Origin of the sequence: Zhouia amylolytica AD3, assembly GCF_000511935.2 — a bacterium.
GTDB lineage: Bacteria > Bacteroidota > Bacteroidia > Flavobacteriales > Flavobacteriaceae > Zhouia > Zhouia amylolytica.
The window spans coordinates 371,485-396,457 of record NZ_AYXY01000019.1; the positions used below are offsets into that span (position 1 = coordinate 371,485).

Consider the following 24,973-nt stretch of genomic DNA (forward strand, 5'->3'; position numbering starts at 1 on the left):
GCTTTAAAAGCCTTTTTTTTATTTAAATTTTTCTTCTTTTTCGTTCCTGTTTTAGCAAGCTTAACTCCCTGGTAGTTTGACCTGCAACAGAAGTGTTTTCTTCAGCCCTGCGGATTAAATATGGCATAACATCCCGAACCGGACCATATGGCAAATATTTTGCTACGTTATATCCCTTTTCAGCCATGTTAAAAGTGATATGATCACTCATCCCATATAATTGACCAAACCACACCCTGTCTTCATTAACCTTAATTCCCTTGGCATCCATAATATCCATGATAAGATAATTGCTAGCCTCGTTATGTGTGCCGGCAAAAATTGAAATGGTCTCTAAATTATCCATAATATATGTAGCGGCAGCATCATAATTCTCATCGGTTTCCTTCTTGGATGCACAAATAGGAGTTGGATACCCCATTTCCTCGGCACGTTCATTTTCTTTTTCCATATAAGCCCCTCTTACCAACTTGAAACCCAAACGAAATTCTTCCTTTTTCGCTCTTTCATGGAGTTTCTTCAAGTAATCTAAGCGATCCCATCTGTACATTTGTAATGTATTGAAAACAATCGTACTTTTTTTGTTGTACTTAGCCATCATCTGTTCGATTACCTGATCAGCCGCTTCTTGCATCCAGCTTTCCTCTGCATCTATTAAAACTGTAACCCCCAGGTTATAGGCATGCTGACAAACCCTATCGAAACGATCAACCACTCGATCCCATTCCTCTTGCTCTGATTTAGATAATACAGCTTTCTCCCCAACCTTTTGATAGAGTTCTAACCTGCCAAAACCAGTTGGTTTAAATACACTAAATGGCATTTCCTGCTTTTCAGCGGCAAAATCCAGCAGACTTATCACCTTATTGTAACAAGATTCGAATTGCGCCTCCTCTTCCTTTCCTTCTACCGAATAATCAAGGACCGAACGTACTCCCTTTTCGTACATACTTTTAACAATAGGCAAACAATCCTCCTCATTTACACCACCACAAAAGTGATCGAAAACAGTGGCTCTAATTAAACCTTCAACAGGTAAATGAGCCTTAATTGCAAAATTGGTTACGGCAGTACCAATCTTAACCAATGGCTCATTAGCGATCATCTTAAACAAAAAGTATGCTCGCTCTAGTTGCGCATCACTTTTAAGTGAAAATGCAACCTCAGTATTGTCAAAAATTCTATTCATTTATTTCATTAAAATCGTTTTACAAATATATTTACATTTTAAAAAGAAAAAACCGTTATTTTGCTTTTCGTAAAAAAAAAATCAAACCATGCTTCAACCAATTACCTGTAACAATTACACCATACACTTTAACGAAGAATTATATACCCGGTTAAACAAACATATTGACTCGCATTTTTACTCTAAAATCTTTGTGCTCGTCGATGAAAATACCCATGAGCACTGCTTACCATATTTTCTTTCTAATGTTCAAACCAATCTGGAAATAGAAATTATTGAAATTGAAGCAGGAGAAGAACACAAAAATATAGAAACATGTAGTGGAGTTTGGAATGTACTTTCTGAATTAGGAGCCGATAGGAAAAGTTTAATGATCAATCTGGGTGGTGGTGTCGTAACTGACCTTGGTGGGTTTGTAGCTTCTACTTTTATGAGAGGCATTGATTTTATTAATGTACCTACTACCCTTCTTGCTATGGTTGATGCTTCTGTTGGAGGCAAAACCGGAGTAGATTTGGGATCGTTAAAAAACCAAATTGGAGTAATCAATGTTCCTGTTTTTGTTTTTGTCGATACCAAATTCCTGAATACACTACCGTCAGAACAAGTCAGAAGTGGTTTTGCAGAAATGCTAAAGCATGGCTTAATTCACGACGAAAAGTATTGGGATAAACTGTTAAAAACATCTGGAGAGACAAACGAGCTCGACAATCTTATACATGAATCTATTGTTATCAAGAATAAGGTCGTAATGGAAGACCCTAAAGAAAGTGGTTTACGGAAAACTCTTAATTATGGCCACACACTAGGTCATGCTATTGAATCTTATTTTCTACAGGAACCATCCAAGCCAACTTTACTTCATGGTGAAGCTATTGCCATTGGAATGATTCTGGCAACTTTCCTTTCTCATGAATTACATAGTTTTCCTGTAAACAAACTAAAGACCATTACAGAAGTATTCATTCAAAAATATGGCAAAGTTCAATTTGAACCGACCGATTATGAAAGGATAATTGAGCTATTAAAATTTGATAAGAAAAATGCTTTTGGAGATATAAATTTTGTTCTTCTCGAGGATATTGGCAAAACGATTATTGATGTTAAAGTTGACAACGATCTGATTATCAAGTCTTTTGAGTACTACAAAAATCATTAAAATTTAATAAATTTATGTTTGCACAAATGAATTTTTTATTCATTTTTGCAACCGTTATTTGTTATGCCAAATGATTTCTAACGTACATATCGTATTTCCTGAAAAAGGAAAATGGTACTCACTCCATCCTCATAGATGGTGCAAATATTCATATAGAATTATTTCATTTAATTTACACAAATCCCAAAATCTGTTTAGGCATGACAACTCTATATTAGCCCTTCGCATTTGATTACAGTTTTCATTATTGTTTATCCCCAATTTTTTTAATAATTTAATCCAAAAGCAATAAATGAAAACTAAATATATAGACCTAATCGATCAAACCTATTACTTTCCTCAAGAGGAATTTAATCTTAAAAATAATAGCCTGCAGTTTCATGGGATTGACCTGATGAAACTTGTGGAAGAGTACGGAACACCATTAAAGTTCACCTATTTACCGCAAATCTCAAATAACATACAAAAAGCAAAACGATGGTTTGCTAATGCTATTGAGAAACATAATTATAAGGGTCAATACCACTATTGTTATTGTACCAAAAGCTCGCATTTTGAACATGTTTTAACAGAAGCATTACAAAATGATATTCATATCGAAACCTCTTCAGCTTTTGATATTGATATCGTAAATAAACTAATCTCACAAGGAAAACTATCCAAAGACAACTATGTAATTTGCAATGGATTTAAAAGAGATAAATACATTCAAAACATAGCAAAACTTATTAATAGCAGTCATAAAAAATGTATTCCGATTATTGATAATTATGAAGAGTTAGGTTTATTGACGGAAGTCATCAATGGTAAATTCAATATAGGCATACGGATTGCATCTGAGGAAGAACCAAAATTTGAATTTTACACAAGTAGATTAGGTATAGGCTATAAAAATATTGTACCCTTCTACAATCGTGAAATCAAAGATAATGAGCAGATCTCTTTAAAGATGTTACACTTTTTCATCAATACAGGTATCAGAGACACTGCCTATTACTGGAACGAATTACTAAAATGTCTTAAAGTATATATTCAATTAAAAAAAGTATGCCCTAGCCTAGACAGTTTAAATATTGGCGGTGGTTTTCCAATTAAAAATTCATTGGCCTTTAACTATGATTACCAATACATGATTGATGAAATTATCAATCAGATTAAATTGGCGTGCGAAGAAGCCGATGTTCCAACACCAAACATTTTTACCGAATTTGGAAGTTTTACCGTTGGTGAAAGTGGTGGTGCTATCTATCAGGTGCTTTACCAAAAACAACAAAACGATAGGGAAAAATGGAATATGATTAATTCATCATTCATTACCACTTTACCTGATAGTTGGGCAATTAGCAAACGATTTATTCAATTAGCAGTGAATCGATGGAATGATGAATATGAACGCGTATTATTAGGAGGTTTAACCTGCGACAGTGATGATTACTATAATAGCGAACAGCATGTGAATGCGATTTATTTACCGAAGTTTAATAAAAGTAAACCGTTATATATTGGCTTTTTTAATACAGGAGCTTATCAGGAAACCATTGGAGGATTTGGAGGTCTGCAACACTGTTTAATACCACAGCCAAAACATATTTTGATTAATAAAGACGCTGACGGAAATATCACCACTAAATTATTCGCAGAACAACAAACAGCTGACGACTTTCTTAAAATTTTAGGTTATCATGAGTAAAAAAACATATGCAGGTATTCCTGAGAAATACAGTCGATTAGACGATGCTAAAGTCGTACTGATCCCGGTACCTTATGACGGTACAAGCACCTGGCAAAAAGGAGCAGATAAGGGCCCAGAAGCTTTTTTACACGCTTCAGAAAACATGGAACTGTTTGATATTGAAACGCGCACTGAACCATACAGAAAAGGAGTTTATTTAGCACCATCAGTTACTGAAAACAGTAGTCCTGAAAAGATGGTTGAAGCGGTATACAGAACAACCAAAAACTACATTAAGCAAGATAAGTTTGTTACTTTGTTCGGTGGCGAACATTCTATATCAATAGGGACTATTAAAGCCTTTAATGAAAGTTTTGACAATCTTACTGTTTTACAAATTGATGCACACGCAGATTTAAGGCCTGAATACGATGGTACTAAGTGTAATCACGCATGTGCAGTATTTGAAGCCAGTAAAACGACGAATCTAATTCAGGTAGGAATCAGAAGTATGGATATCGAAGAGCTGGATCATATGGATGAAAATCAGACTTATTTTGCTCATGATATTATTTCAGATGACGATTGGATGGAAGATTCGATCCACCAAATGACAGATAATGTATTTATCACCATCGACCTCGATGCCTTTGACCCTTCCATCCTACCAGCTACCGGAACCCCTGAACCTGGTGGATTATTATGGTATGAAACCTTAGATTATTTAAAACAAATTTTCAAAAAGAAAAATGTAGTTGGCTTTGACATTGTAGAGCTCTGTCCAAACCCTAACGAAAAATCATCAGATTTTCTTGCTGCCAAACTTTATTATAAAATGTTGGCTTATAAATTTAAATATGGTACGAACCAAAATACAGTAGAAAATGAAAACGACTAAAGGACCTATTTCAGATTTTATACAAAAATACTATCTGCATTTTAACGCAGCTAGTGTTGTTGATGCAGCCAAAGCTTATGAGCAACAGCTGAATAATGGTGCCAAGATGATGGTTACCCTCGCGGGAGCTATGAGTACTGCTGAGCTTGGAAAAATATTTGCAGAAATGATTCGTCAAGATAAAGTTCAAATAATTTCTTGTACAGGAGCCAATCTTGAGGAAGACATTATGAATTTAGTAGCCCACTCTCATTATGAACGTGTTCCTAATTACCGCGATCTTACACCTAAAGAAGAATGGGATCTGCTTGAAAGAGGTTTGAATCGGGTTACCGATACTTGTATCCCGGAAGAAGAAGCCTTCAGACGTCTGCAAAAACATATTTTTAAGATTTGGAAGGATGCAGAAGAAAATGGTGAAAGATACTTTCCACATGAGTTTATGTATAAATTACTGTTAAGTGGAGTACTGGAAGAATATTATGAAATAGATATTAAAGACTCCTGGATGTATGCAGCTGCTGAAAAGAACCTTCCAATTATTGTACCCGGATGGGAAGATAGTACTATGGGAAATATTTTCGCTTCTTATGTCCTCAAAGGAGAACTGCAGGCAAGTACTATGAAGAGTGGAATAGAATACATGACATTCTTAGCAGACTGGTACGCTAATAACTCAAATAATGGAATAGGATTTTTTCAGATAGGTGGAGGAATTGCAGGTGATTTTCCAATTTGCGTAGTACCAATGCTCTATCAGGACATGGAAATGACAGATATTCCTTTTTGGAGTTACTTTTGTCAAATATCTGATTCAACAACCAGCTACGGATCCTATTCTGGTGCCGTTCCAAATGAAAAAATAACGTGGGGAAAACTGGATATAGATACCCCTAAATTTATAATTGAATCAGACGCCACTATCGTCGCTCCACTCATTTTTGCATATTTATTGGATATGTAATTTTTTTTAAAAATGAGTGATACAATTAAAAAAAAAATATATTATTTTTAACTAGTACCAACACCATCAAGCCCATGAAACGTGTTATAGTCGATTACAAAAAACTCACCAACGAAATTTTATCGATGTTGGTAGAAAAATATCCGGATGGATATGGAGATGATGATATCATTAGCTTTAAAAATGCTAAGAATGAAACTGTTGACGCTCTTGAGATAAGAGCTGAAGATGCGATCTATTTAGTAAAGGTTAGCACCCGTTTAGCCAATACTATGGAAAATTTCGATGAAGAAGATGATGATTATTCCAGTGATGATGTTTCTTCAGACGATATTGACGTACCTGACGATAACGATGATTCTGACGAATAACTTAAAGGAGCCTAATTAGGCTCCTTTTTATTTTAAATACCTGTCTTCAATTACATTGACATGATGTTTCATGTGCCCGCAAATAATAAAAGCTATTGCTCTTGCTGTAAAGGGTTTATTCATAACGAATCCCTTGCTGTTAAATGCTTCTTCATCAAATGATTTAACCAACTCGATCGAACTGGCTCTGACCGCTTTAAGCTCTTTTAGTAAGCTTTCACGAGACCTCAAATTCGCCTTAGAGGCAGGCACGTAATCATTTTCTTCAAATCCGGGCATATTAGTTTGATCACCCCTGGCTATGCGTAATAAACGATACTGAAATACCCGTTCGGCATCAATAACATGTAAAACAACCTCGGCAATGGTCCATTTTCCGGGAGCGTAGGCATATAACATTTTCCCCTCAGGTAATGCCTCCAGCAACTTAGAGAATTGATTAGCCCCCTCCTCCATAGCTTTCATTAACTCGATGTCATCAAGTACTTTTATATAATTCGCATAAAAAGCGTCATATTCGTTTGCACCTATATCTGTTGCCCTCATATTTCAAAGTTTATTCCTGGGTTATTGTATTGCCGATTAAAATTCTTTGATAATCTATTTTTTTATTTAATATTGCAAGTAACTAACTATTGTTTCAACTTAAACGATTTGGACCCTAAAATTACTAATCATTTTAAAGACAAACGAAAAAAATTAATGTTGAAACTATTCTGGTCTTCTATATTTACAATATGTTCGTTCCATTTATCCTTTGGTCAAAACACCCAAAAGATTTATGCAAGATTGAATTCGCTTCAAAATTCAATAAATATTCAACAGGAAATTGTATTTCACAATAACTCCAATGACACCCTGAATACTCTTTACCTTAACGACTGGAACAATGCATATTCAAATAAAAATACACCACTAGCCAAAAGATTTGCTGAAAACTTCAATAAAAGTCTGCATTTTGCCAAAAATGAAGATAAAGGATCTACCCAAATCCTAAGCGTTACGGATAATAACTTTAAAAGCCTGCAATGGAGCCGACCTAAATCCAGTGATCTTATAAAACTACAACTTAATCATCCCATTTATCCAGGAAAAAATTACAAGTTCTCACTCACCTATATTGTTAAATTACCGAATGCTAAATTCACGGATTATGGCTTTACAAACAATAGGGATTTCAACCTAAGATATTGGTATTTGACTCCCTGTGTTTATGATGGTAACTGGAAACTTTCCAGCAATAAAAACCTGGATGACCTCTATTCGTTAAAAACCACCTACGATGTCCAGTTTACTTATGCCTCAGGATATCATATCATTACTGATCTGGATGAAATTAACAAAGAAACCGGGAACGGAGTAACAACCATTAACCTTCATGGTGATAACCGGTCAGATTTGAAATTAATTTTTCAAAAAAGTTCTAACGCGTTCTCACATTTCACAAATAACAAATTAACCCTGATTACCGACTTAGAAGCAAAAAATCTAAACGACATCACCAAAGCCTCCTCAGCGAATCAGGTTGTAAATTTTGTCACAAGTCACTTGGGAGATTATCCGAATGAGAAATTAGTAGTCACTGCCCTTGAGTACAATAAAAATCCATTATATGGCCTTAATCAATTACCCTCTTTTATCAGACCGTTTAAAGAAGAATTTCAATATGAATTAAAACTCCTAAAGACCTTACTTCATAATTACCTCGAAAATACATTAACCATAAACCCTCGGGAAGAGCAATGGGTCCTGGACGGTATTCAAACTTATCTCATGATGAAATATGTAGATGAATACTATCCCAACATGAAATTAATTGGTAATCTTTCCGATACCTGGTTGTTGCGATCTTATCATTTGGCCAATATGAGCTTTAATGAACAGTATCCTTTCCTCTACATGTTAATGGTAAGAAAGAATCTAAATCAGGCACTCACCACCCCTAATGATTCATTAATTAGGTTTAATTTAAAGATTGCCAATAAATATAAAGCAGGAGTTGGACTTACCTATTTAAAAAATTATTTAGGTACAGATGCCGTCGATGAAGTAATTCAGGAATTTTATAACAATTGCCAGACCATAATGGCAACACAAGAAAATTTTGAAGCACTTCTAAAGGAAAAAGCCCAAAAAGACATTGATTGGTTCTTTACCGATTTTGTGGACTCTGAAAGACACATTGATTTTAAAATTAAAAAGGTTAAAAAAATAAAAGACTCTATTACTCTATCGGTAAAAAATAAAACAGGAACTAAAGTACCCATCTCCCTATATGGTATTAATAAAAATGATTCTGTTGTTTCTAAATTATGGTTAACCGACATTCGTGATGAAAAAAAAGTAACCATCGCCAATACTGGTATAGATAAACTTGTCCTTAATTATGATAAGGTCATTCCCGAATTCAATCAACGGAATAACTGGAAATCTACAGGAGGGTTTTTATCGAGCAATAAAAAATTAAAATTTCAATTTTTTAAGGATGCTGAAAATCCATACTATAAACAAGTGTTCTTCGTTCCCATAGCAACTTACAACCTTTATGATGGATTTACCCCCGGATTAAGACTCTACAATAAAACATTTCTAAATCAGCCGTTTATTTATGATATACGTCCCTCCTATGCTTTGAAAGAAAAAGCACTTGTCGGAGGCGGATCGTTTTTGTATAAAAATTATATACAGAATAGTAATATGTATGTCGTAAACTATGGGTTAGGTGGCTCTTCATATCATTATGCACCTGATTTAAGGTACAGCACCATTACCCCATTAGTGAGCTTTGGCTTTCGACCTGATGATCTTAGATCGAATGAAAGGGAATCTCTGATGCTTCGTTTCGTAAATGTTATACGAGATAAAGATCCGTCGATACAAACCAACCCTGATTACAGTGTATTTAATGTTCGATACAACTATAGAAATATTGGCGCTATCAATCACCTTACCTGGTTTGTAGATGGACAGGTCGCCAAAAACTTTTCAAAAGTTTCATTAAATATCGACTACAGGAAGTTATTTCAAAATAATCTACAGCTAAACCTCCGGTTTTTCGCAGGTAAATTTATTTACAACGATACCACCTCCGATTATTTTAGCTTTGCACTAGACAGGCCAACCGATTATTTATTTGATTATAATTATCTCGGTAGATCGGAAGATACCGGACTATTCAGTCAACAATTAGTGATTGCTGAAGGTGGTTTCAAATCTCAATTGGATAATCCTTACGCAAATAATTGGATCATGACCACTAACGCCAGTGTTAATATTTGGCGTTGGATTGAAGCATATGGTGACTTAGGGCTTGTGAAAAACAGAAATATACCAACTCGTTTTGTTTATGACTCTGGAATCCGATTAAATCTTGTTCCGGATTATTTTGAATTATATTTCCCTGTATACTCGAATAATGGATGGGAGATTGCAGATAACAGATATGATCAAAAAATTCGCTTTATCGTTACATTAAGTCCAAGAACACTGATCGGTTTGTTTACCAGAAAATGGTTTTAACCCTTTCAATAAACACTTCTTTTCTTTAAATAATTCTCACTAAAAACTGAATATTTTATCAAATATTAAAAATTACTCAAGTTTAAGGCCTTAAAACTGATAATAATTCATGATTTTAAGATGCTTTTACGTTGTAAAAAACGATTCTTTTACCTACTTTTGTATGCACTTGAATTAAAAATTATATGCAGACAGAAACCAATCCCCAAACAGACATTTCATTTGAAGATTTTAAAGATCAAGTACTTAGCGATTACAAAATTGCAGTACTTAGTAGAGAATGTAGCCTTTTAGGAAGAAGAGAAGTTCTAACAGGTAAGGCAAAGTTTGGGATATTTGGTGATGGAAAAGAACTCCCGCAATTGGCCATGGCCAGAGCATTTAAAAATGGAGATTTCAGAAGTGGCTATTACAGAGATCAAACCTTTATGATGGCCATTGGAGAATTGAAACCTAACCATTTTTTTGCCGGCCTTTATGCACATACCGATATAGAAAAAGAACCGATGAGTGCGGGGAGACAAATGGGAGGTCACTTTCTTACTCAAAGCAACAACCCTGATGGTTCATGGGTCGACCTTACCAAACAAAAAAATAGTAGCGCTGATATATCACCAACAGCAGGACAAATGCCAAGACTGCTCGGATTGGCTCAGGCCTCAAAAATATATCGAAATGTTGAAGGAATAAATCAAGACAAGTTCTCCAATGACGGCAATGAAGTTGCCTGGGGTACTATTGGTAATGCAAGTACCAGTGAGGGACTGTTCTTCGAAACATTCAATGCTGCCGGCGTTTTGCAGGTTCCTATGGTGATAAGTGTTTGGGACGATGCCTATGGCATATCTGTACCTGCAAAACACCAGACCACCAAAGAGAATATATCTGAAATTCTAAAAGGTTTCCAAAGAGACAATAAACATAATGGATACGAAATTATTGTCGTAAAAGGATGGGACTACCCTGCCCTTATTAATGCCTATGAAAAAGCGGGTAAAATTGCAAGGGAGGAACATGTTCCTGTTTTGGTTCATGTTATTGAACTAACACAACCTCAGGGTCATTCTACTTCTGGATCTCATGAACGATATAAAACCAAAAAACGTCTTGAATGGGAAAAAGAACACGATTGTAACCTAAAATTCAGAAATTGGATTATAGCTAATAACTTAGCAACTGACGAGGAACTTTCTGAGTTGGATAAGCAATTAAAAAAAGAGGTTAGGGATCAAAAAAAAGAAGCATGGGCCGATTTCTTAAATCCTATCATAAAGGATAAAAAAGAGGTTACAGAATTATTAGCCAAAATTGCAGACAAAAGCGCTAACAAAACATTTATTAATAAAATAAAAAATGACCTCATATCTATTGACGAACCTGTTAAAAGAGATGTGGTTGCCGCCGCAAGGAAAACATTAAGATACCTGAATCAGGAACAGTTCCCTGAAAAAGAGGCATTAAAAAATTGGATTGCTGAATTCATGAATCGTACCCAACCTGAATACAGCTCTTTACTTTATAATGAAAATAACGACAAGGCGACAAGTATCGAAAGTATTCATCCTGCATATGAGGATGATGCAGCCCTCGTAGATGGACGCGTCGTATTACGTGATAATTTTGAAAAATTACTGGAAAAACATCCTGAAGCACTGGTATTCGGTGAAGATAGTGGTAATATAGGTGACGTAAACCAAGGCCTGGAAGGCTTACAAGAAAAGTTTGGCGAACTTAGGGTTGCAGATGCAGGTATCAGAGAAGCAACCATTCTCGGACAAGGAATAGGAATGGCTATGAGAGGTTTGAGACCCATTGCAGAAATCCAATACCTCGATTACCTACTATACGCAATCCAGATTATGAGTGATGATTTAGCCACACTTCGATATAGAACCGCAGGTAAACAAAAAGCGCCTGTTATTGTTCGAACTCGCGGACATAGACTTGAAGGAATTTGGCATGCTGGTTCCCCTATGGGAGGTATCATTCACCTTTTAAGAGGAATGTATATCCTTTCTCCTAGAAATATGACCAAAGCAGCTGGTTTCTACAATACCCTCATGGAGACTGATGAACCAGCCCTGGTGATTGAAAGTCTTAACGGATATCGATTAAAAGAGAAAATGCCATCAAACATGGGTGAATTCAAAACCCCTATAGGAATTGTCGAAACTGTAAAAAGCGGTTCCGATATTACCGTGATTTCTTATGGTTCCACCCTGCGAATTGTAGAACAAGTAGCTAAAGAATTATTAGAGGTGGCCATTGATGTAGAAGTAATCGATGCCCAAACCCTTCTTCCGTTCGACATCAATCATGATGTTGTTGAAAGTTTAAAGAAAACGAACAGATTACTGATCATCGATGAAGACGTTCCCGGAGGATGTTCGGCTTATTTATTACAAGAAATTATAGAAAAACAACAAGGTTATAGATACCTCGACAGCGCTCCCCAAACCCTAACGGCACAACCCCATAGACCTGCCTACGGTACAGACGGAGACTATTTTTCTAAACCCAATGCTGAAGATATCTTTGAAAAGATATATAGCATTATGAATGAAGCTAATCCAGAAAAATATCCCGAATTGTAGCATCTTTTTATTGTGATTTTTCGTATTTAAATTAAACGATAATACTTATCACAATGAAGAAGTTTGTTTGCATTATACTATTGGGATCTGGTATCTTAATGAGTTGCCAGGAACGTAAAAGTAAACCTGATAACAACCAAATAAATAAAAATAACCTCGACAATGAGCATGTCGTAAGTGATTTACACAATGCCCAAAATGCACTCGACTGGGAAGGAACCTATTCAGGAGTATTACCATGCCCCGATTGTGATGGAATTAAAACCAAAATCGTTATAAGTTCGGATAACAGATATATATTTGAGCAGCGATATCTGGGTAAAAATGATAGTGTGTTTTTAAATAAAGGTAATTTCAGCTGGTCTGATAGTGGAACCAGGATTACGCTAAACAACTTAAATCAAGCTGCTTTCATGTATGTTGTTGGAGAAAATTCACTCACACAACTTGATCCGGATGGAAAAAGGGTTACCGGCGAATTAAGTAAGCAATACATATTAACAAAAGAATAAAAAGTTCATTCTTTAAATAAGGCCTGTTCAAAAAACAGGCCTTATTTATTTCCTGAAACTAAATCATAATTGAGATGATTGGGCCCCCCCCCTTTTTAATGTTTTCACCTCAAACAAATACACTTCATCATCTAAAATTCTTATCCTGACAGAAATAATATTTATTTCATCTTAATTCTATACCAACCTTCGTATAATTATTTAACTTCATGTAAAACAGTAAATAACTTATATTTAACCCTTTACGAAATGAAAAGAATTCTATTTTTAACAGGTGATTACACAGAAGACTACGAAACCATGGTGCCCTTTCAAATGCTTGAAATGGTAGGTTATGAAGTTCATACGGTTTGTCCCGACAAAAAAGCCGGAGATACCATAAAAACCGCAATTCATGATTTTGAAGGCGATCAAACCTACACTGAAAAGCCGGGGCATAATTTTGCGCTGAATTACTCATTTGATAACATAAGACTTAATGATTACCATGGACTTGTGATCGCTGGAGGAAGAGCTCCGGAATATCTGAGGTTGAATTCTAAAGTAATTGAGGTCGTTAGACATTTTTTTAAGGAAGATAAACCAGTGGCTGCTATATGTCATGGTATTCAAATTTTAACCGCAGCAAATGTGGTAAAAGGAAGAAAATTAACTGCATATCCTGCCGTAGGTCCGGAAGTCATATTAGCCGGTGGTGAATATCAGGGTGTTCCTGTCGATAGCGCCTACGTCGATGGTAATCTGGTTACCTCCCCTGCCTGGCCGGCACATCCAGTATTCATCCGGGAATTTCTAAAAATAATGGGAGCAACAATTACGCTTTAAAGTCCAATGCTTATTTGAGAAAATACCACAAAATGAAAACCACCATAAAAACAGTATATGCAAAAACTCCGGTAAGTACTGTCAACAGAAAACTTTTAACCTTTGATACCTTTTCAAAAAATTGGGAATAACACCAATACACCAAGATCAAATTAAGAAATAACAAAGCCCTGGAAATTAGAGATTCTATTTCACTGTTATAAGAAGCGTATAATAAAGGAAGTATCATAACATGAACCACCAAACGCTGAGAGGCGGCATAAGCATTCAAGACCATATGCTCTATAAAATTATAGCCTTGCTTCCAGAAAGCTATATAAGAACCCATGCTGAAAACAGGAATTAAGCATAGTGAAACAAGGGCATAGTGCTGTGTCAACCATTCATTTAAGGAGGGGTAATCAATTAGGTTTTCAGATTCGGAGACGCTATTCCCATGAATAAATTCTATACCCAAAAAATGAACAAGAAGCGCGTAGAAGGTGGCAAGCAAAATCACTAACGACAAAGGCTTAAAATGTCTTACACGCTTCCCTTTTATAAACGCTCTGATAGTATGACCCGGTCGGGTAAAAAGCTCTTTGAGCGTATAGAAAAGCCCCTTATCGAAAGCAAGAACGCCCAATTGAATATCATTTACTATATACTTTACGTTTAGTCGATGGGTACTAGCAGCCTGTCCACAATCAGAACAATACTTTCCAATTACTTCACTTCCACAGTTTTTGCAGGTTATTGACATGAGTAATACGCTTTGACGGTCAATTTAGGATTTGACCCTTCAAAATATACAAGTTTTTTTTGATTTATAATTCGTTTAGTATTTTCGTTAGACCAACAGCCAGGCAATTTGAAAAATACAATTCTGCTATTGATAGCCGTTTTAGTGTTCTTTCCAATTTTTGGGCAAGACCTAAAATCAAAACAAGACAGCGCTTCAGTGATCTCGTATTACGACAGGATCATGCTGAAAGCAAATATTGACACGCGTACAGATAGTTACCTCAGTAAAAGCTTGAATAGTAATGACGACGAATTAAACATTAGAAACAATAACGCTTTAAAGATGTTTTTCAATCTCAATTACAGATTTCTAAGCGTCAGTTTTGGATTTGCTCCGGAATTCTTACCAGGTAATAATGATGACCAATTAAAAGGAGAATCGTCATTTAGTGATATAAAATTTAGACTCTTCTTCGGTAATTGGATTCAGGAACTTCATTATAGCAAAGTAAGTGGCTTTTATGTTGTTAATACGGGTGATTTCTTTTCTGGCTGGCAAAAAGATATCGATCCCTATTTTCAATTTCCAGGTATATCCATTACATCCTGGGGAGGTACCACCGGTTACGTTATGAACCCCGAATATTCCCTTAAAAGCCTCTATTTTAAAACAGAATGGCAGAAGAAAAGTTCAGGGTCCTTCATCCCTTCTATTAGTTATTATTATGATCATTATTCGCTTCGATTTAAAGAATATTTAGGCTCAGATAGTATTGAGAACATATTTACCCTTAGTAGTGCGATTTCTTACTACTATACCATGGTTATTCACAATAAATGGTATGTTGCTCCTTATGCTACGGCAAAATCAGGGGTTAAATTCTCAAATTTTAAATACAATAGAAGTGATAATAACACTGCGGAGAGTCATACCTATTTTACCATAGCATTGGAGGGCGGTATACAAATTGGTTATAACACACCTCGGTTATTCTTTGGATCCGCATTTAACATAAACTCTAATTGGTATACAAGCTCAGAAAACAACAGGTTGATAAATGACAAAATTTATGGTGCTGTTTATGTTGGCTACCGATTTAATGCTCCGAAATTTATAGCAAATACCTTCGATAAAGCCGAAGACAAGTTAAAGCTTTAAATAAGCCTGCCACTCTATGGCTATCTCACTACAAGACCCCAAGGTTAATCTCATGCAAGATTAAATTTCCGATCCATTATCAATATCTACCCTAAATGATAACATCCATTATACAGGCCACAATTAAATTTATTGGGGTATTATCTCTTACTTTTTTCCTAAATTTAAACCTAACTCAAATAAAAATCATTTTATGAGAAATTATTCTAATATTGGCTTAACTGTGCTCAGGGTCGGAGTTTCATTACTAATGATGACGCATGGGTATGGTAAACTGGAAAGATTACTTTCGGGAGAAGAAATTCAGTTTATGAGCTTTTTGGGTTTAAGCCCTACCATATCTTTAATACTAACCATTATTGGAGAATTTGTAGCTCCAATATTCATTATCATAGGTTATAAAACCAAATGGGCATCAATACCTCCAATAATTGCCATGGCTGTAGCTGCGCTGATCGTGCATGGGGATGATCCACTAGCTAAAAAAGAAATGGCCTTACTATATCTTATAGCATTTATAACCATTGGCCTGTTAGGGCCTGGAAAATTCAGTATTGATGGAAGGAAAAGTTAAATTTTAAGGCTTAGATTATAATACCCAACCTCCTGTTTTTCCAATAGGAGGTTTTCTTTTTTTATCACCAAGCCTGTTGTGTATCACTAAATTACTATCTTCGCGCCCAATTTTAGTATTCAAACATAATACCGACGTAGGTATTATAAGGTTCTTGGCAGTTAACCTGCATATTCAAAAATCAGTAAAACGAGAAGGTATGATGCAAATCATTAAAAGCAATAGCATACGCTATTCCAAGGGACTATATTTTATAATCATGATGTTAATTGGCTTTAGCATGCAAGCCCAAAAAAAAGACTCTATCCAAATAATTGAAGAACCATTATACAAACCTTTTATTGAACGTTATATTCTTGATGAATTAAAAAACCTGCGTAATGATCAGGCTGAACTTAAAAAACTAACCGTTGAGAAAATTGCTAATTCTGAACTCAACAGCGCCGACAGAGCTATACGGTATACCACAGACACTACAACCAACATTTTCTATATTATTACGATTGCCGCTTCCATCCTTGTAATAATCGGCTGGAGATCATTAACGGATATCAAAAGAAAGGTTGAATCTTTAACGGAACAAAAAATTGAACAGGTTACCGCCGAATATGAAAAAAGACTTACCGAATTAGAGAATGACTTGATACTTAAATCAAAAGAACTTATCAATACTCAGGAAAAATTGACCATCACTAATCAAATACAAAGTTTATGGAGAAGAGCCTCCATTGAAGAAAAAAGTGATGAAAAAATACATATTTACGACCAAATTCTGGAAGTAGCCCCTAATAATGTAGAAGCCATGACTCATAAAGCTGATAGCCTTTTAGACATCGGAGAAATAAGATGGGCCAATTCGCTTGCAAATCAAGCCATAGATATAGATTCAAGATACTATTTGGCTTATTGGCAACGAGCTTGCTCCAATGCCATGCTGGGAAACACCACTGATGCCATTAAAGACATTGATAGGGCCGTTAAACTTACAGAGCTTACAAAGGAGGATCTTTTAAATGAAGACATGTTCACCAGCTTACACAAGCATAGTAAATTCAATCAATTATTAAAAAAGCTACAAGGGTAACCTCATTCTGTAAACAATAAAGCCGGATAATCTGTTATTAACTATGTAAATACGCTATAAACTGATTTTTTTTCATTAATTTAAGGGTGTCACCATTTAACAAAAAAACAATTGAAAATGAAAAAAATTTGCTCATCAATATTCAGTTTGGTATTTGTCATGTTGATTTACGGAAATACTTCATTTCCGTCCTATGCTGAAATACCGTTTCAGGAAAAATGGAAAACTTTAGCTCAGAATAAACAATATTTAGAAGCCGCAAGCGAATTATTATATTTAATGCATTCTGATGATACCAGAAAGAAAACTGTTGATTTTTGGAATATAGGACAAATGTATGCCATGGCCAATCAATATGATAAAGCCATCTTCTATATGAAAAAATCCATCACTGATTATTCAGATAAACAATGGACCTGGTACTGCAAAGGAACAATTGCCTTTTTGGAAAACGACAAACAAAAACTTGCATTGTATGCAACAGATTTAAGTGAAGATCACGATGACTACTATGCTCCAAACGTAGAAATACTGAACATGCTTTTAAAAAACTTTGGTAAGCCCTATGAACAGGCATATACCGGTAAGTATTAATCGGTAAGCTCGCCGGTAATCCTAATGTGGCAGATACGTACAATTTGTAGTATGCTCGTAATCCTGTTATACCCTCAATTCTTTTTATAATGCAACTTAGACTACCCCTATTTTTTGTGTGTACCCTCTCCCTATGTTTTATCAATTATGCGCAAGATAATTGCAATTGTCTAAAGGCCTTAAATGAAGTGGAACAGCTGGTTAAAAAATCGAAGAGCTATAAACTTCAGATAAAAAGGAATAAAGAAAAGGAAAAAGAATTTATTAAATGGAAAGATCATATAAATGAACAAATAACAAACGATCCGCAACGTCAATATTTTTGCGTCGGATACCTGCAAAAGTTCATTTCTTTTGTTAAAGACAAACACAATCAAATTGGGTATCAAAACACAAACCTTCCTACCTCCTTTCCGATATTTAATAAAAAAATAAATACTAGAAATTTCCTTTCTGATCAATTTTCAGGGATCTACCATGCCGGCAAAGAAAAACTGGTGATTAATAAAGAAAACGACAGTATTTGGTATGGTATCATGCTCAGTTCCAACGATCACAAATGGTCGAATGGAACTATCCGTCTAAAAATCATGAAAAACCAAAAGGGTGATCTGGAGATGTTTGAATATTTTAATAATGGCTTTCTGTTATACCATAAATTTATTGAATTCAAAAACGGTCGAATCTACCCTACATTTTGGAATAAACAGGATAGATACTTCTTTAATAAATCATATAAAGAGAACTTTGAATATAAATCTACCTATAATAATATAGATTACATCGCCATTGGATCACTTAAAAGAACCAACAAAAATATCATTGAAGCAAACCAATTTTACGAAGAGATCATACCCAAACTAAACAAAGAATACTTGATTATCGACCTTAGAAACAATGTTGGCGGGGCAATAGCTCAAACAGAACCATTACTCAAGTACATTAAAAGAAGTGATGGCCTGAAGCACATATATATCATCATCAATTTCAAAACAGCAAGTGCAGCAGAACTTGTAACTTATAAACTAATGGGTGATAAACGAACTACAGTCGTAGGTGAAAATTCAAGTGGTATAATAGCCTATAGCTATGGTAATAAATCGATGGTCGACGCTACCAATTGTTACGATTTAAAAGCTACTTTTAGTACCAAACATACAAGTTCTAAATTAGATCAATATGAATACGTTGGTATTACCCCTGCCTTTTATTTAAATAATCGCACAGATTGGGTTTCACAAATCGTTTCATTAATTAATTCCAATGCTTCTTCGAAATAAGTTTTATAAAAAATTATTAAAGCGGGTGGTATTTATGTTAATTATTTATAAATCGTAGCCAAAGAAATATTAAAGTAGATATTACTTCAGCTGTAATACTTTATTTTCAAAACAAAATCAAACAGATGAAACCATACTACTTTGCAATTACCTTATTTCTTACATGCATTTTACCGTCTTCAGGACAAAATTCAATTACTGCCAGGGTTATTGATACCACATCCAAACAACCAATCCCGTTTGCCACCATTACCCTCAATAAAAATTCTGGAATAATCAGTTCTGAATCCGGTAATTTCACCCTCCACCTTAATGCCAATATAACCGAACATGATTCGCTGTATATAAATTGTTTGGGGTATAGTGAAAAAACACTTAACATCAGTAAATTTAATGATTCCATCATTTTTCTTAGTCCAAAGGATATTGAACTTAATGAAGTAGTGCTTTTAAATAAAAACTACACCTTGGAGGAGATCATTGAACACGTCAAAGACAGCCTCGAAAAAAATTATGATTTTGATTTTTTAAAACAAAAGCTATTTATACGCAACTCCTACTACACAAAAATCGATAAAAAGGACGCAAAATTAACTGAGAGTTCCATTGCCGAATTTAATCAACCTTTTGTAGACAGCTTATTAAATGCCATCCCTAATACGAGTTCTAACCATTCTGAAGTATTAGGCGAGTTTTACAGCAAACTTTCGGAAGATAATGCTCCATCTAAGTTAGATATAATCAAAGCTTCACGGTTGTACGATAAGAATAATGAAATGTCAATAACCGCAATGACTGAAAAATTACAAGCCATTGTTAGAAAACACGTAAAGAGAGATTCCTATTTCAAAATAAAATCTGGAATCATTGGTACAAAAACAGAAATTGACTCTTCTCTTTTTGGTGATAATCAAATAAATCAAACCAAAGAAGCCATTGAAAACCGTAAAAAACAAGAGGAAGCACGTCGCAAAAGATTCTTACACTTTAAAAAACAGTCATTAACACAATTACAAAAGCATAACTTTATATTCAAGGATTCAGATCTAAACTTTATTCATAAAGACCATAAATATCAATTCGAATTAGAGAACTTAACAACATTAAACGATTACATTGTTTATAAGGTTTCTTTCCATCCAAAAGGCAGTGCCGATTACCAGGGAACCCTCTATATTAATGCCGATGATTTTGCTGTAATAAGGGTTGATTACCAAAATGTAAAACCGCTTAAAACATTTAAGTTGTTTGGAGTTTCATTTAATCATTACTTGAATAAAGGAACACTCCTCTACGAAAAGAATACCAGAAATAAATACGCCCTTAAATATGCGGAAGAAAAAGAAGGGCAACTGGTAGGTTTTAAAAGACCTGTTAAAATAATAGAAAAGAATAAAAATGTAAAAGGAAGAAGAAAACAAAACGAAGTAGCAAGTGATGTTGATTTTATTGTGAGAAATACTGACAAGGTAGAAATGATTGTATTTGAAAACACTCCAATCAACAAATCAGTCTTTACTGATTTCAAAGAAAAACCAAATGTAAAACCACACTATTTATCCAAATATGATCCGGAATTTTGGCAAGGATATAATATAATAGAACCGAATAAAGCAATTAAAACTTTTAAAAGTCTAGAAAACGAATAAACTTGGTAAGGTTAAGACATTATTTTTATAAGTAATTCTTTGAGCAAATCTGCCTGACTTAGGTTAGCGCCAACCCCCTTTCCCTGAACATCAACCTCACGCAAGTGAGATATTACAGAACTCACTTTTTTCATTGGGTAATTTTTTGCAGCCACCTGATACTCTCCCACGAAAAAAGGGTTAATCTTAAGAGTACTTGCTACACTCTTCTTAGAATGATCTGATAGCCCATGATATTGAAGAAGCTGCGTAAAAAAATTATGTAATAAAGACACGGTCACCACCAATGGGTTATCTTTCGGGTTTTGAGCAAAATAATTAATAATTCGGGTAGCTTTAACAACATCCTTATTACCTATTGCTTTGCGAAGCTCGAAATTATTGTAATCCTTACTTATCCCTATATTTTCTTCAATAATTTCAGGGGTAATCTCTGTTCCTTCCGGTAAAATTATCTGTAACTTTTCAAGCTCGTTATTAATACGCCCCAAATCAGTACCCAAAAATTCAACTAACATTTGGGATGCCTTAACACTTATCGAATATTTTTTACCTGCCAGTACCCTGCGTATCCAGTCTGGCACCTGATTATCGTAAAGCTTTTTAGACTCAAACAAAGCATCGCACTTTTTTAAGGCTTTGTATAATTTTTTTCGCTTGTCTATGGTCTTATATTTATAGCATATTACCAATACCGTAGTTGGCTGAGGATTCTCTACATAATTTTCAAACTTCTCAATGGTTCTGCTAAGGTCTTGAGCTTCCTTTAAAATAACCACTTGTCGTTCAGCCATCATCGGATAACGCTTAGCGTTAGAAACAACTTCCTCAACAGAAACATCACGGCCATAAAGCACCATTTGATTAAATCCCTTTTCCTCTTCAGATAATATATTATGCTCAATATAAGCAGCAATTTTATCAATATAATAAGGTTCATCACCCATTAAAAAATAAACAGGTTTTATATTTCCCTTCCTGATATCTGCTACCAATTGTTTTACCTCTTCCATTCAAAAGTGTTATTTTTAAGATACATCAAATGATAATAACCATATTTTAATTTGTGTAATCTCCTAGGTTATTTGCATATTTGCCTGATGCAAAAACTGAACTTCTCAAAATATAGCTTTCGCTTCAAAAGTAGCGAAAATAACATCCAAATCTTTGATGAAATTCGCAAAAAATTTGTGGTTCTTCAGCCAGAGGAATGGGTTCGCCAAAATGTTGTTCAGTTTTTAATTCATGAGAAAAAATATCCAAAACAATACATAAATGTTGAAAAACTACTTAAGGTCAATGGGTTAAACAAAAGATATGACGCTTTAGTTTATCACCCCGATGGCTCCATTAATATAGTAGTTGAATGTAAAGCACCGTCTGTTAAAATTAACCAGGCAACCTTTGATCAAATTGCCCGGTATAATTTGACACTAAAAGCAGACCTGTTAATGGTTACAAATGGTTTAAGGCATTATTTTTGTAGGTTGGATTATAAAAATGAACGTTATATATTTTTAAACGAATTACCTCCAAATAATTGAATAAACAACTCGAAATAGCCATTGTCATTCTGAATTGGAATGGACGCTCACTCTTAGAGCAATTCATACCGAATGTATTAAAGTATTCGGATAATGCAACCGTTTATGTAGCTGACAATGCATCTGAGGACGACTCCGTCGAATACTTAAGACAAAATTATCCGGAGGTCGGGATCGTTATGAATAAAGAAAATGGTGGATTCGCGAAAGGTTATAATGATGCCCTCAAACATATCAATGCAGATGTCTATTGTCTTTTAAACTCCGATGTAGAAGTTACAAAAAACTGGCTCACTCCTATTCGATCATTTTTTGAAAACGATAAAAAGATAGCCATCGCTCAACCCAAAATTTTAGATTTCAAAAATAAATCAATGCTCGAATATGCAGGAGCTGCCGGAGGTTTTTTAGACATGTTCGGATATCCTTTTTGTAGAGGAAGAGTATTCCAGACATTAGAAATGGATCAAGGGCAATACAATGACATTAAAGATATTTTTTGGGCAACAGGAGCTTGTATGTTTATCCGAAAACATGTCTTCGATTCACTAAAAGGTTTTGATGAAGACTATTTTGCCCATCAAGAAGAAATAGATCTATGCTGGAGAGCCAATAATTTGGGCTATAAAACTAAATATATTGGTACGTCTTCAGTTTATCACGTTGGTGGTGCAACTCTAAATAACATGAACCCTAAAAAGACTTTTCTAAACTTTAGGAATTCATTATACTCCCTGACCAAAAATCTTCCCTTAAAAAAGGTGATCCCTTTGGTTTTAATACGCCTGGTTTTAGATGGTGTTGCTGCAATGAGATTTTTATTTCAATTTAAATTCCAGCATTTGTTCGCAATATTTAAAGCACATTTAAGTTATTATTGGAACCTTCGAAAAATGTCGAAAAAAAGACAACAATTGGATGAGTATAAAAAATATTATGTGTGTACATCTATTGTATGGTCATATTTCGTAAGAAAAAGAAAACACTATAGCAGTTTAGTAAAAGATTAACGATAAACTCTTATTTTGTTTTAACATATTTTAATATTTTTGGTTGAACTTTAAATTAAGCATGTTAGTTATGAAAAAAATTCTTTTCTACGGTTTAGGATTAACCGTATTATTTAGTTCTTGTGTTTCTCAAAAGAAATATGCAGACTTAGAATCTAAGTACAAGGAATCACAAGATCTTTTAAATTCAGCAACAGTTAAGTTAAACTCTTGTCTTGAAGAAAAATCATCATTAAACAGTCAAATCGATAGACTTAGCGCAAGCAATAAAGATCTTATTAACCAAATAGGTAACTTTACTGATTTGACTAAAAAAGGTGCTGAAAACCTAGAGAAATCTCTCGAAAGCCTTCAAGAAAAAGATCTTACGATCAGAAAACTTCAAGATGCTGTTACGCGTAGAGACTCAGTTAACTTAGCCCTTGTACAAAGCTTAAAAGGTGCTCTTGGAAATCTTGATGACGAAGACATCGAAATCAGCGTTGAAAAAGGTGTAGTTTATGTTTCTATTTCAGATAAACTATTATTCTCAAGTGGTAGTACAAAAGTATCATCTAGAGCTAGAGAAGTTTTAGGAAAAGTGGCTACAGTTGTTAAAAACAAGCCAGACTTTGAATTTATGGTAGAAGGTCACACTGATAATGTGCCAATCCATACTTCTAGCATCCAGGACAACTGGGATTTAAGTGTTCTAAGAGCTACTTCAGTGGTTAGAATTCTTCAAAATGACTTCGGTGTTGCTCCTGCTAGAATGACAGCAGCTGGTAGAAGTGAATACATTCCTTTATCTGATAACTCTAGTAAAGACGGTAGAGCTAAAAACAGAAGAACAAGAATTGTTGTACTTCCTAAACTAGATCAGTTCTACAATATGATCGAAGAAGGTATGAAAGATCCTGAGATCAACTAATTTCTTCGAGATATACCATCATAAAAAAGGCTTCAAAATTTTGAAGCCTTTTTTAATATTTATAATTTAAAATTGAATGAGTAATTGAAACGAAACTAATCCCTTTAGCTTAATTAATTAAAATATATCCAGTGATCCTTTTCCTTCCCTGACAATTACAGCCTCATCTTCCGATAAATCAATTACCGTAGAAGGTATATTATCACCATACCCCCCATCAATAACTATATCCACAAGGTTATCCCATTTTTCAAGAATCAGCTCAGGATCGGTGGTATACTCTATTAATTCATCCTCATCATGGATAGAGGTAGATACAATAGGATTTCCTAATTGTTCCACAAGTTCTCTGGCTATATTATTATCCGGAACCCGAATACCTACCGTTTTCTTTTTCTTAAAATCCTTAGGTAAATTATTACTACCAGGAAGAATAAATGTATATGGCCCCGGAAGTGCTCTTTTTAAAATTTTAAACGTTGGCGTATCTATTTGCCTTACGTAATCTGATAAATTACTCAAATCCGGACAAATAAATGAAAAGTTCGCTTTTTCAAGTTTTACCCCCCTGATTCGGGCTATTTTTTGCAAAGCTTTGGAATTTGTAATATCACATCCCAAACCATAAACAGTATCAGTTGGATATATGATCAGCCCTCCCCGTTTAAGAACAGCAACCACTTTAGCTATCTCCCGCGGATTAGGATTTTCTTCGTATATGCGAATTAATTCTGCCATTTAAC

Annotated in this window: 23 protein-coding genes; 18 read left to right on the forward strand and 5 right to left on the reverse strand. The window is 34.7% G+C overall.

What is annotated here, in order from left to right:
- Positions 1–22: 22 nt before the first annotated feature.
- Positions 23–1,189 (reverse strand): proline dehydrogenase family protein, encoded by a 1,167-nt coding sequence (locus P278_RS06285; RefSeq protein ID WP_038263920.1) that lies wholly within the window; start codon positions 1,187–1,189, stop codon positions 23–25.
- Between the two features lie 88 nt (positions 1,190–1,277).
- Here P278_RS06285 and aroB point away from each other — a divergent pair, with 88 nt between their 5' ends.
- The 5 genes from aroB (at position 1,278) to P278_RS06310 (ending at position 6,253) form a co-directional block, all read left to right on the forward strand.
- Positions 1,278–2,348, forward strand: coding sequence for a 3-dehydroquinate synthase (gene aroB, locus P278_RS06290; RefSeq protein WP_038263923.1), 1,071 nt, complete (start codon positions 1,278–1,280; stop codon positions 2,346–2,348).
- Between the two features lie 292 nt (positions 2,349–2,640).
- Positions 2,641–4,038, forward strand: a complete 1,398-nt coding sequence (locus P278_RS06295) for an arginine decarboxylase (protein WP_038263926.1) — start codon at positions 2,641–2,643, stop codon at positions 4,036–4,038.
- Positions 4,031–4,918: an agmatinase gene (speB, locus tag P278_RS06300; RefSeq protein ID WP_038263928.1), complete on the forward strand. Its 888-nt coding sequence runs from the start codon at positions 4,031–4,033 to the stop codon at positions 4,916–4,918. Before P278_RS06295 ends, speB begins: the two co-directional genes overlap by 8 nt.
- Positions 4,905–5,882, forward strand: a complete 978-nt coding sequence (locus P278_RS06305; RefSeq protein ID WP_038263932.1) for a deoxyhypusine synthase family protein — start codon at positions 4,905–4,907, stop codon at positions 5,880–5,882. Before speB ends, P278_RS06305 begins: the two co-directional genes overlap by 14 nt.
- A gap of 74 nt (positions 5,883–5,956) precedes the next feature.
- On the forward strand, positions 5,957–6,253 hold the full coding sequence (locus P278_RS06310) for a hypothetical protein (protein WP_038263934.1): 297 nt from the start codon (positions 5,957–5,959) through the stop codon (positions 6,251–6,253).
- A 27-nt stretch (positions 6,254–6,280) separates the two neighbouring features.
- On the opposite strand, the gene P278_RS06315 is transcribed toward P278_RS06310, so the two are convergent.
- On the reverse strand, positions 6,281–6,799 hold the full coding sequence (locus tag P278_RS06315) for a DinB family protein (protein WP_038263937.1): 519 nt from the start codon (positions 6,797–6,799) through the stop codon (positions 6,281–6,283).
- A 156-nt stretch (positions 6,800–6,955) separates the two neighbouring features.
- Between P278_RS06315 and P278_RS06320 the strand changes: the two genes are divergently transcribed.
- The 4 genes from P278_RS06320 to P278_RS06335 all read left to right on the forward strand — a co-directional run bounded on the left by P278_RS06320 (position 6,956) and on the right by P278_RS06335 (position 13,703).
- Positions 6,956–9,772 (forward strand): gluzincin family metallopeptidase, encoded by a 2,817-nt coding sequence (locus P278_RS06320; RefSeq protein WP_051413487.1) that lies wholly within the window; start codon positions 6,956–6,958, stop codon positions 9,770–9,772.
- Positions 9,773–9,957: 185 nt separating this feature from the next.
- Positions 9,958–12,366, forward strand: a complete 2,409-nt coding sequence (locus P278_RS06325) for an alpha-ketoacid dehydrogenase subunit alpha/beta (RefSeq protein ID WP_038263940.1) — start codon at positions 9,958–9,960, stop codon at positions 12,364–12,366.
- Positions 12,367–12,419: 53 nt separating this feature from the next.
- Positions 12,420–12,878 carry a copper resistance protein NlpE gene (locus tag P278_RS06330; protein ID WP_038263943.1) on the forward strand — a complete coding sequence of 153 codons (459 nt, stop codon included), beginning with the start codon at positions 12,420–12,422 and terminating at the stop codon, positions 12,876–12,878.
- 249 nt (positions 12,879–13,127) lie between these two features.
- Positions 13,128–13,703, forward strand: a complete 576-nt coding sequence (locus P278_RS06335; RefSeq protein WP_038263945.1) for a DJ-1/PfpI family protein — start codon at positions 13,128–13,130, stop codon at positions 13,701–13,703.
- A 10-nt stretch (positions 13,704–13,713) separates the two neighbouring features.
- Here the strand turns inward: P278_RS06335 and P278_RS06340 are convergent, their stop codons facing one another.
- Positions 13,714–14,445, reverse strand: coding sequence for a DUF3667 domain-containing protein (locus tag P278_RS06340; RefSeq protein ID WP_038263946.1), 732 nt, complete (start codon positions 14,443–14,445; stop codon positions 13,714–13,716).
- Between the two features lie 108 nt (positions 14,446–14,553).
- Here P278_RS06340 and P278_RS06345 point away from each other — a divergent pair, with 108 nt between their 5' ends.
- The 6 genes from P278_RS06345 (at position 14,554) to P278_RS06370 (ending at position 20,766) form a co-directional block, all read left to right on the forward strand.
- The gene (locus tag P278_RS06345) at positions 14,554–15,585 is read left to right on the forward strand and encodes a DUF4421 family protein (RefSeq protein WP_152973898.1); all 1,032 of its coding nucleotides are present in this window, start codon (positions 14,554–14,556) and stop codon (positions 15,583–15,585) included.
- Positions 15,586–15,778: 193 nt separating this feature from the next.
- Positions 15,779–16,159, forward strand: coding sequence for a DoxX family protein (locus tag P278_RS06350; RefSeq protein WP_038263951.1), 381 nt, complete (start codon positions 15,779–15,781; stop codon positions 16,157–16,159).
- A 199-nt stretch (positions 16,160–16,358) separates the two neighbouring features.
- Complete coding sequence (locus tag P278_RS06355) at positions 16,359–17,243, forward strand: TPR end-of-group domain-containing protein (protein ID WP_139226716.1); 885 nt, start codon at positions 16,359–16,361, stop codon at positions 17,241–17,243.
- Positions 17,244–17,360: 117 nt separating this feature from the next.
- Complete coding sequence (locus tag P278_RS06360; protein WP_152973899.1) at positions 17,361–17,837, forward strand: hypothetical protein; 477 nt, start codon at positions 17,361–17,363, stop codon at positions 17,835–17,837.
- Between the two features lie 188 nt (positions 17,838–18,025).
- Positions 18,026–19,117 (forward strand): S41 family peptidase, encoded by a 1,092-nt coding sequence (locus P278_RS06365; protein WP_051413440.1) that lies wholly within the window; start codon positions 18,026–18,028, stop codon positions 19,115–19,117.
- Between the two features lie 125 nt (positions 19,118–19,242).
- Entirely contained in the window at positions 19,243–20,766 is a 1,524-nt protein-coding gene (locus P278_RS06370) for a carboxypeptidase-like regulatory domain-containing protein (protein ID WP_051413441.1), read from the forward strand.
- An 11-nt stretch (positions 20,767–20,777) separates the two neighbouring features.
- On the opposite strand, the gene holA is transcribed toward P278_RS06370, so the two are convergent.
- Positions 20,778–21,779, reverse strand: coding sequence for a DNA polymerase III subunit delta (gene holA, locus P278_RS06375; protein WP_038263959.1), 1,002 nt, complete (start codon positions 21,777–21,779; stop codon positions 20,778–20,780).
- An 87-nt stretch (positions 21,780–21,866) separates the two neighbouring features.
- On the opposite strand from holA, the gene P278_RS06380 reads away from it, so the two are divergent.
- From P278_RS06380 to P278_RS06390, 3 genes are all read left to right on the forward strand, one after another.
- Positions 21,867–22,310, forward strand: coding sequence for a type I restriction enzyme HsdR N-terminal domain-containing protein (locus P278_RS06380; RefSeq protein WP_038263962.1), 444 nt, complete (start codon positions 21,867–21,869; stop codon positions 22,308–22,310).
- Positions 22,307–23,320 (forward strand): glycosyltransferase family 2 protein, encoded by a 1,014-nt coding sequence (locus P278_RS06385; RefSeq protein WP_038263964.1) that lies wholly within the window; start codon positions 22,307–22,309, stop codon positions 23,318–23,320. Before P278_RS06380 ends, P278_RS06385 begins: the two co-directional genes overlap by 4 nt.
- A gap of 70 nt (positions 23,321–23,390) precedes the next feature.
- Positions 23,391–24,230 (forward strand): OmpA/MotB family protein, encoded by an 840-nt coding sequence (locus P278_RS06390; RefSeq protein WP_038265342.1) that lies wholly within the window; start codon positions 23,391–23,393, stop codon positions 24,228–24,230.
- A gap of 117 nt (positions 24,231–24,347) precedes the next feature.
- Here P278_RS06390 and P278_RS06395 read toward each other — a convergent pair whose 3' ends face one another.
- Entirely contained in the window at positions 24,348–24,968 is a 621-nt protein-coding gene (locus P278_RS06395) for an L-threonylcarbamoyladenylate synthase (RefSeq protein WP_038263966.1), read from the reverse strand.
- Positions 24,969–24,973: the final 5 nt, after the last annotated feature.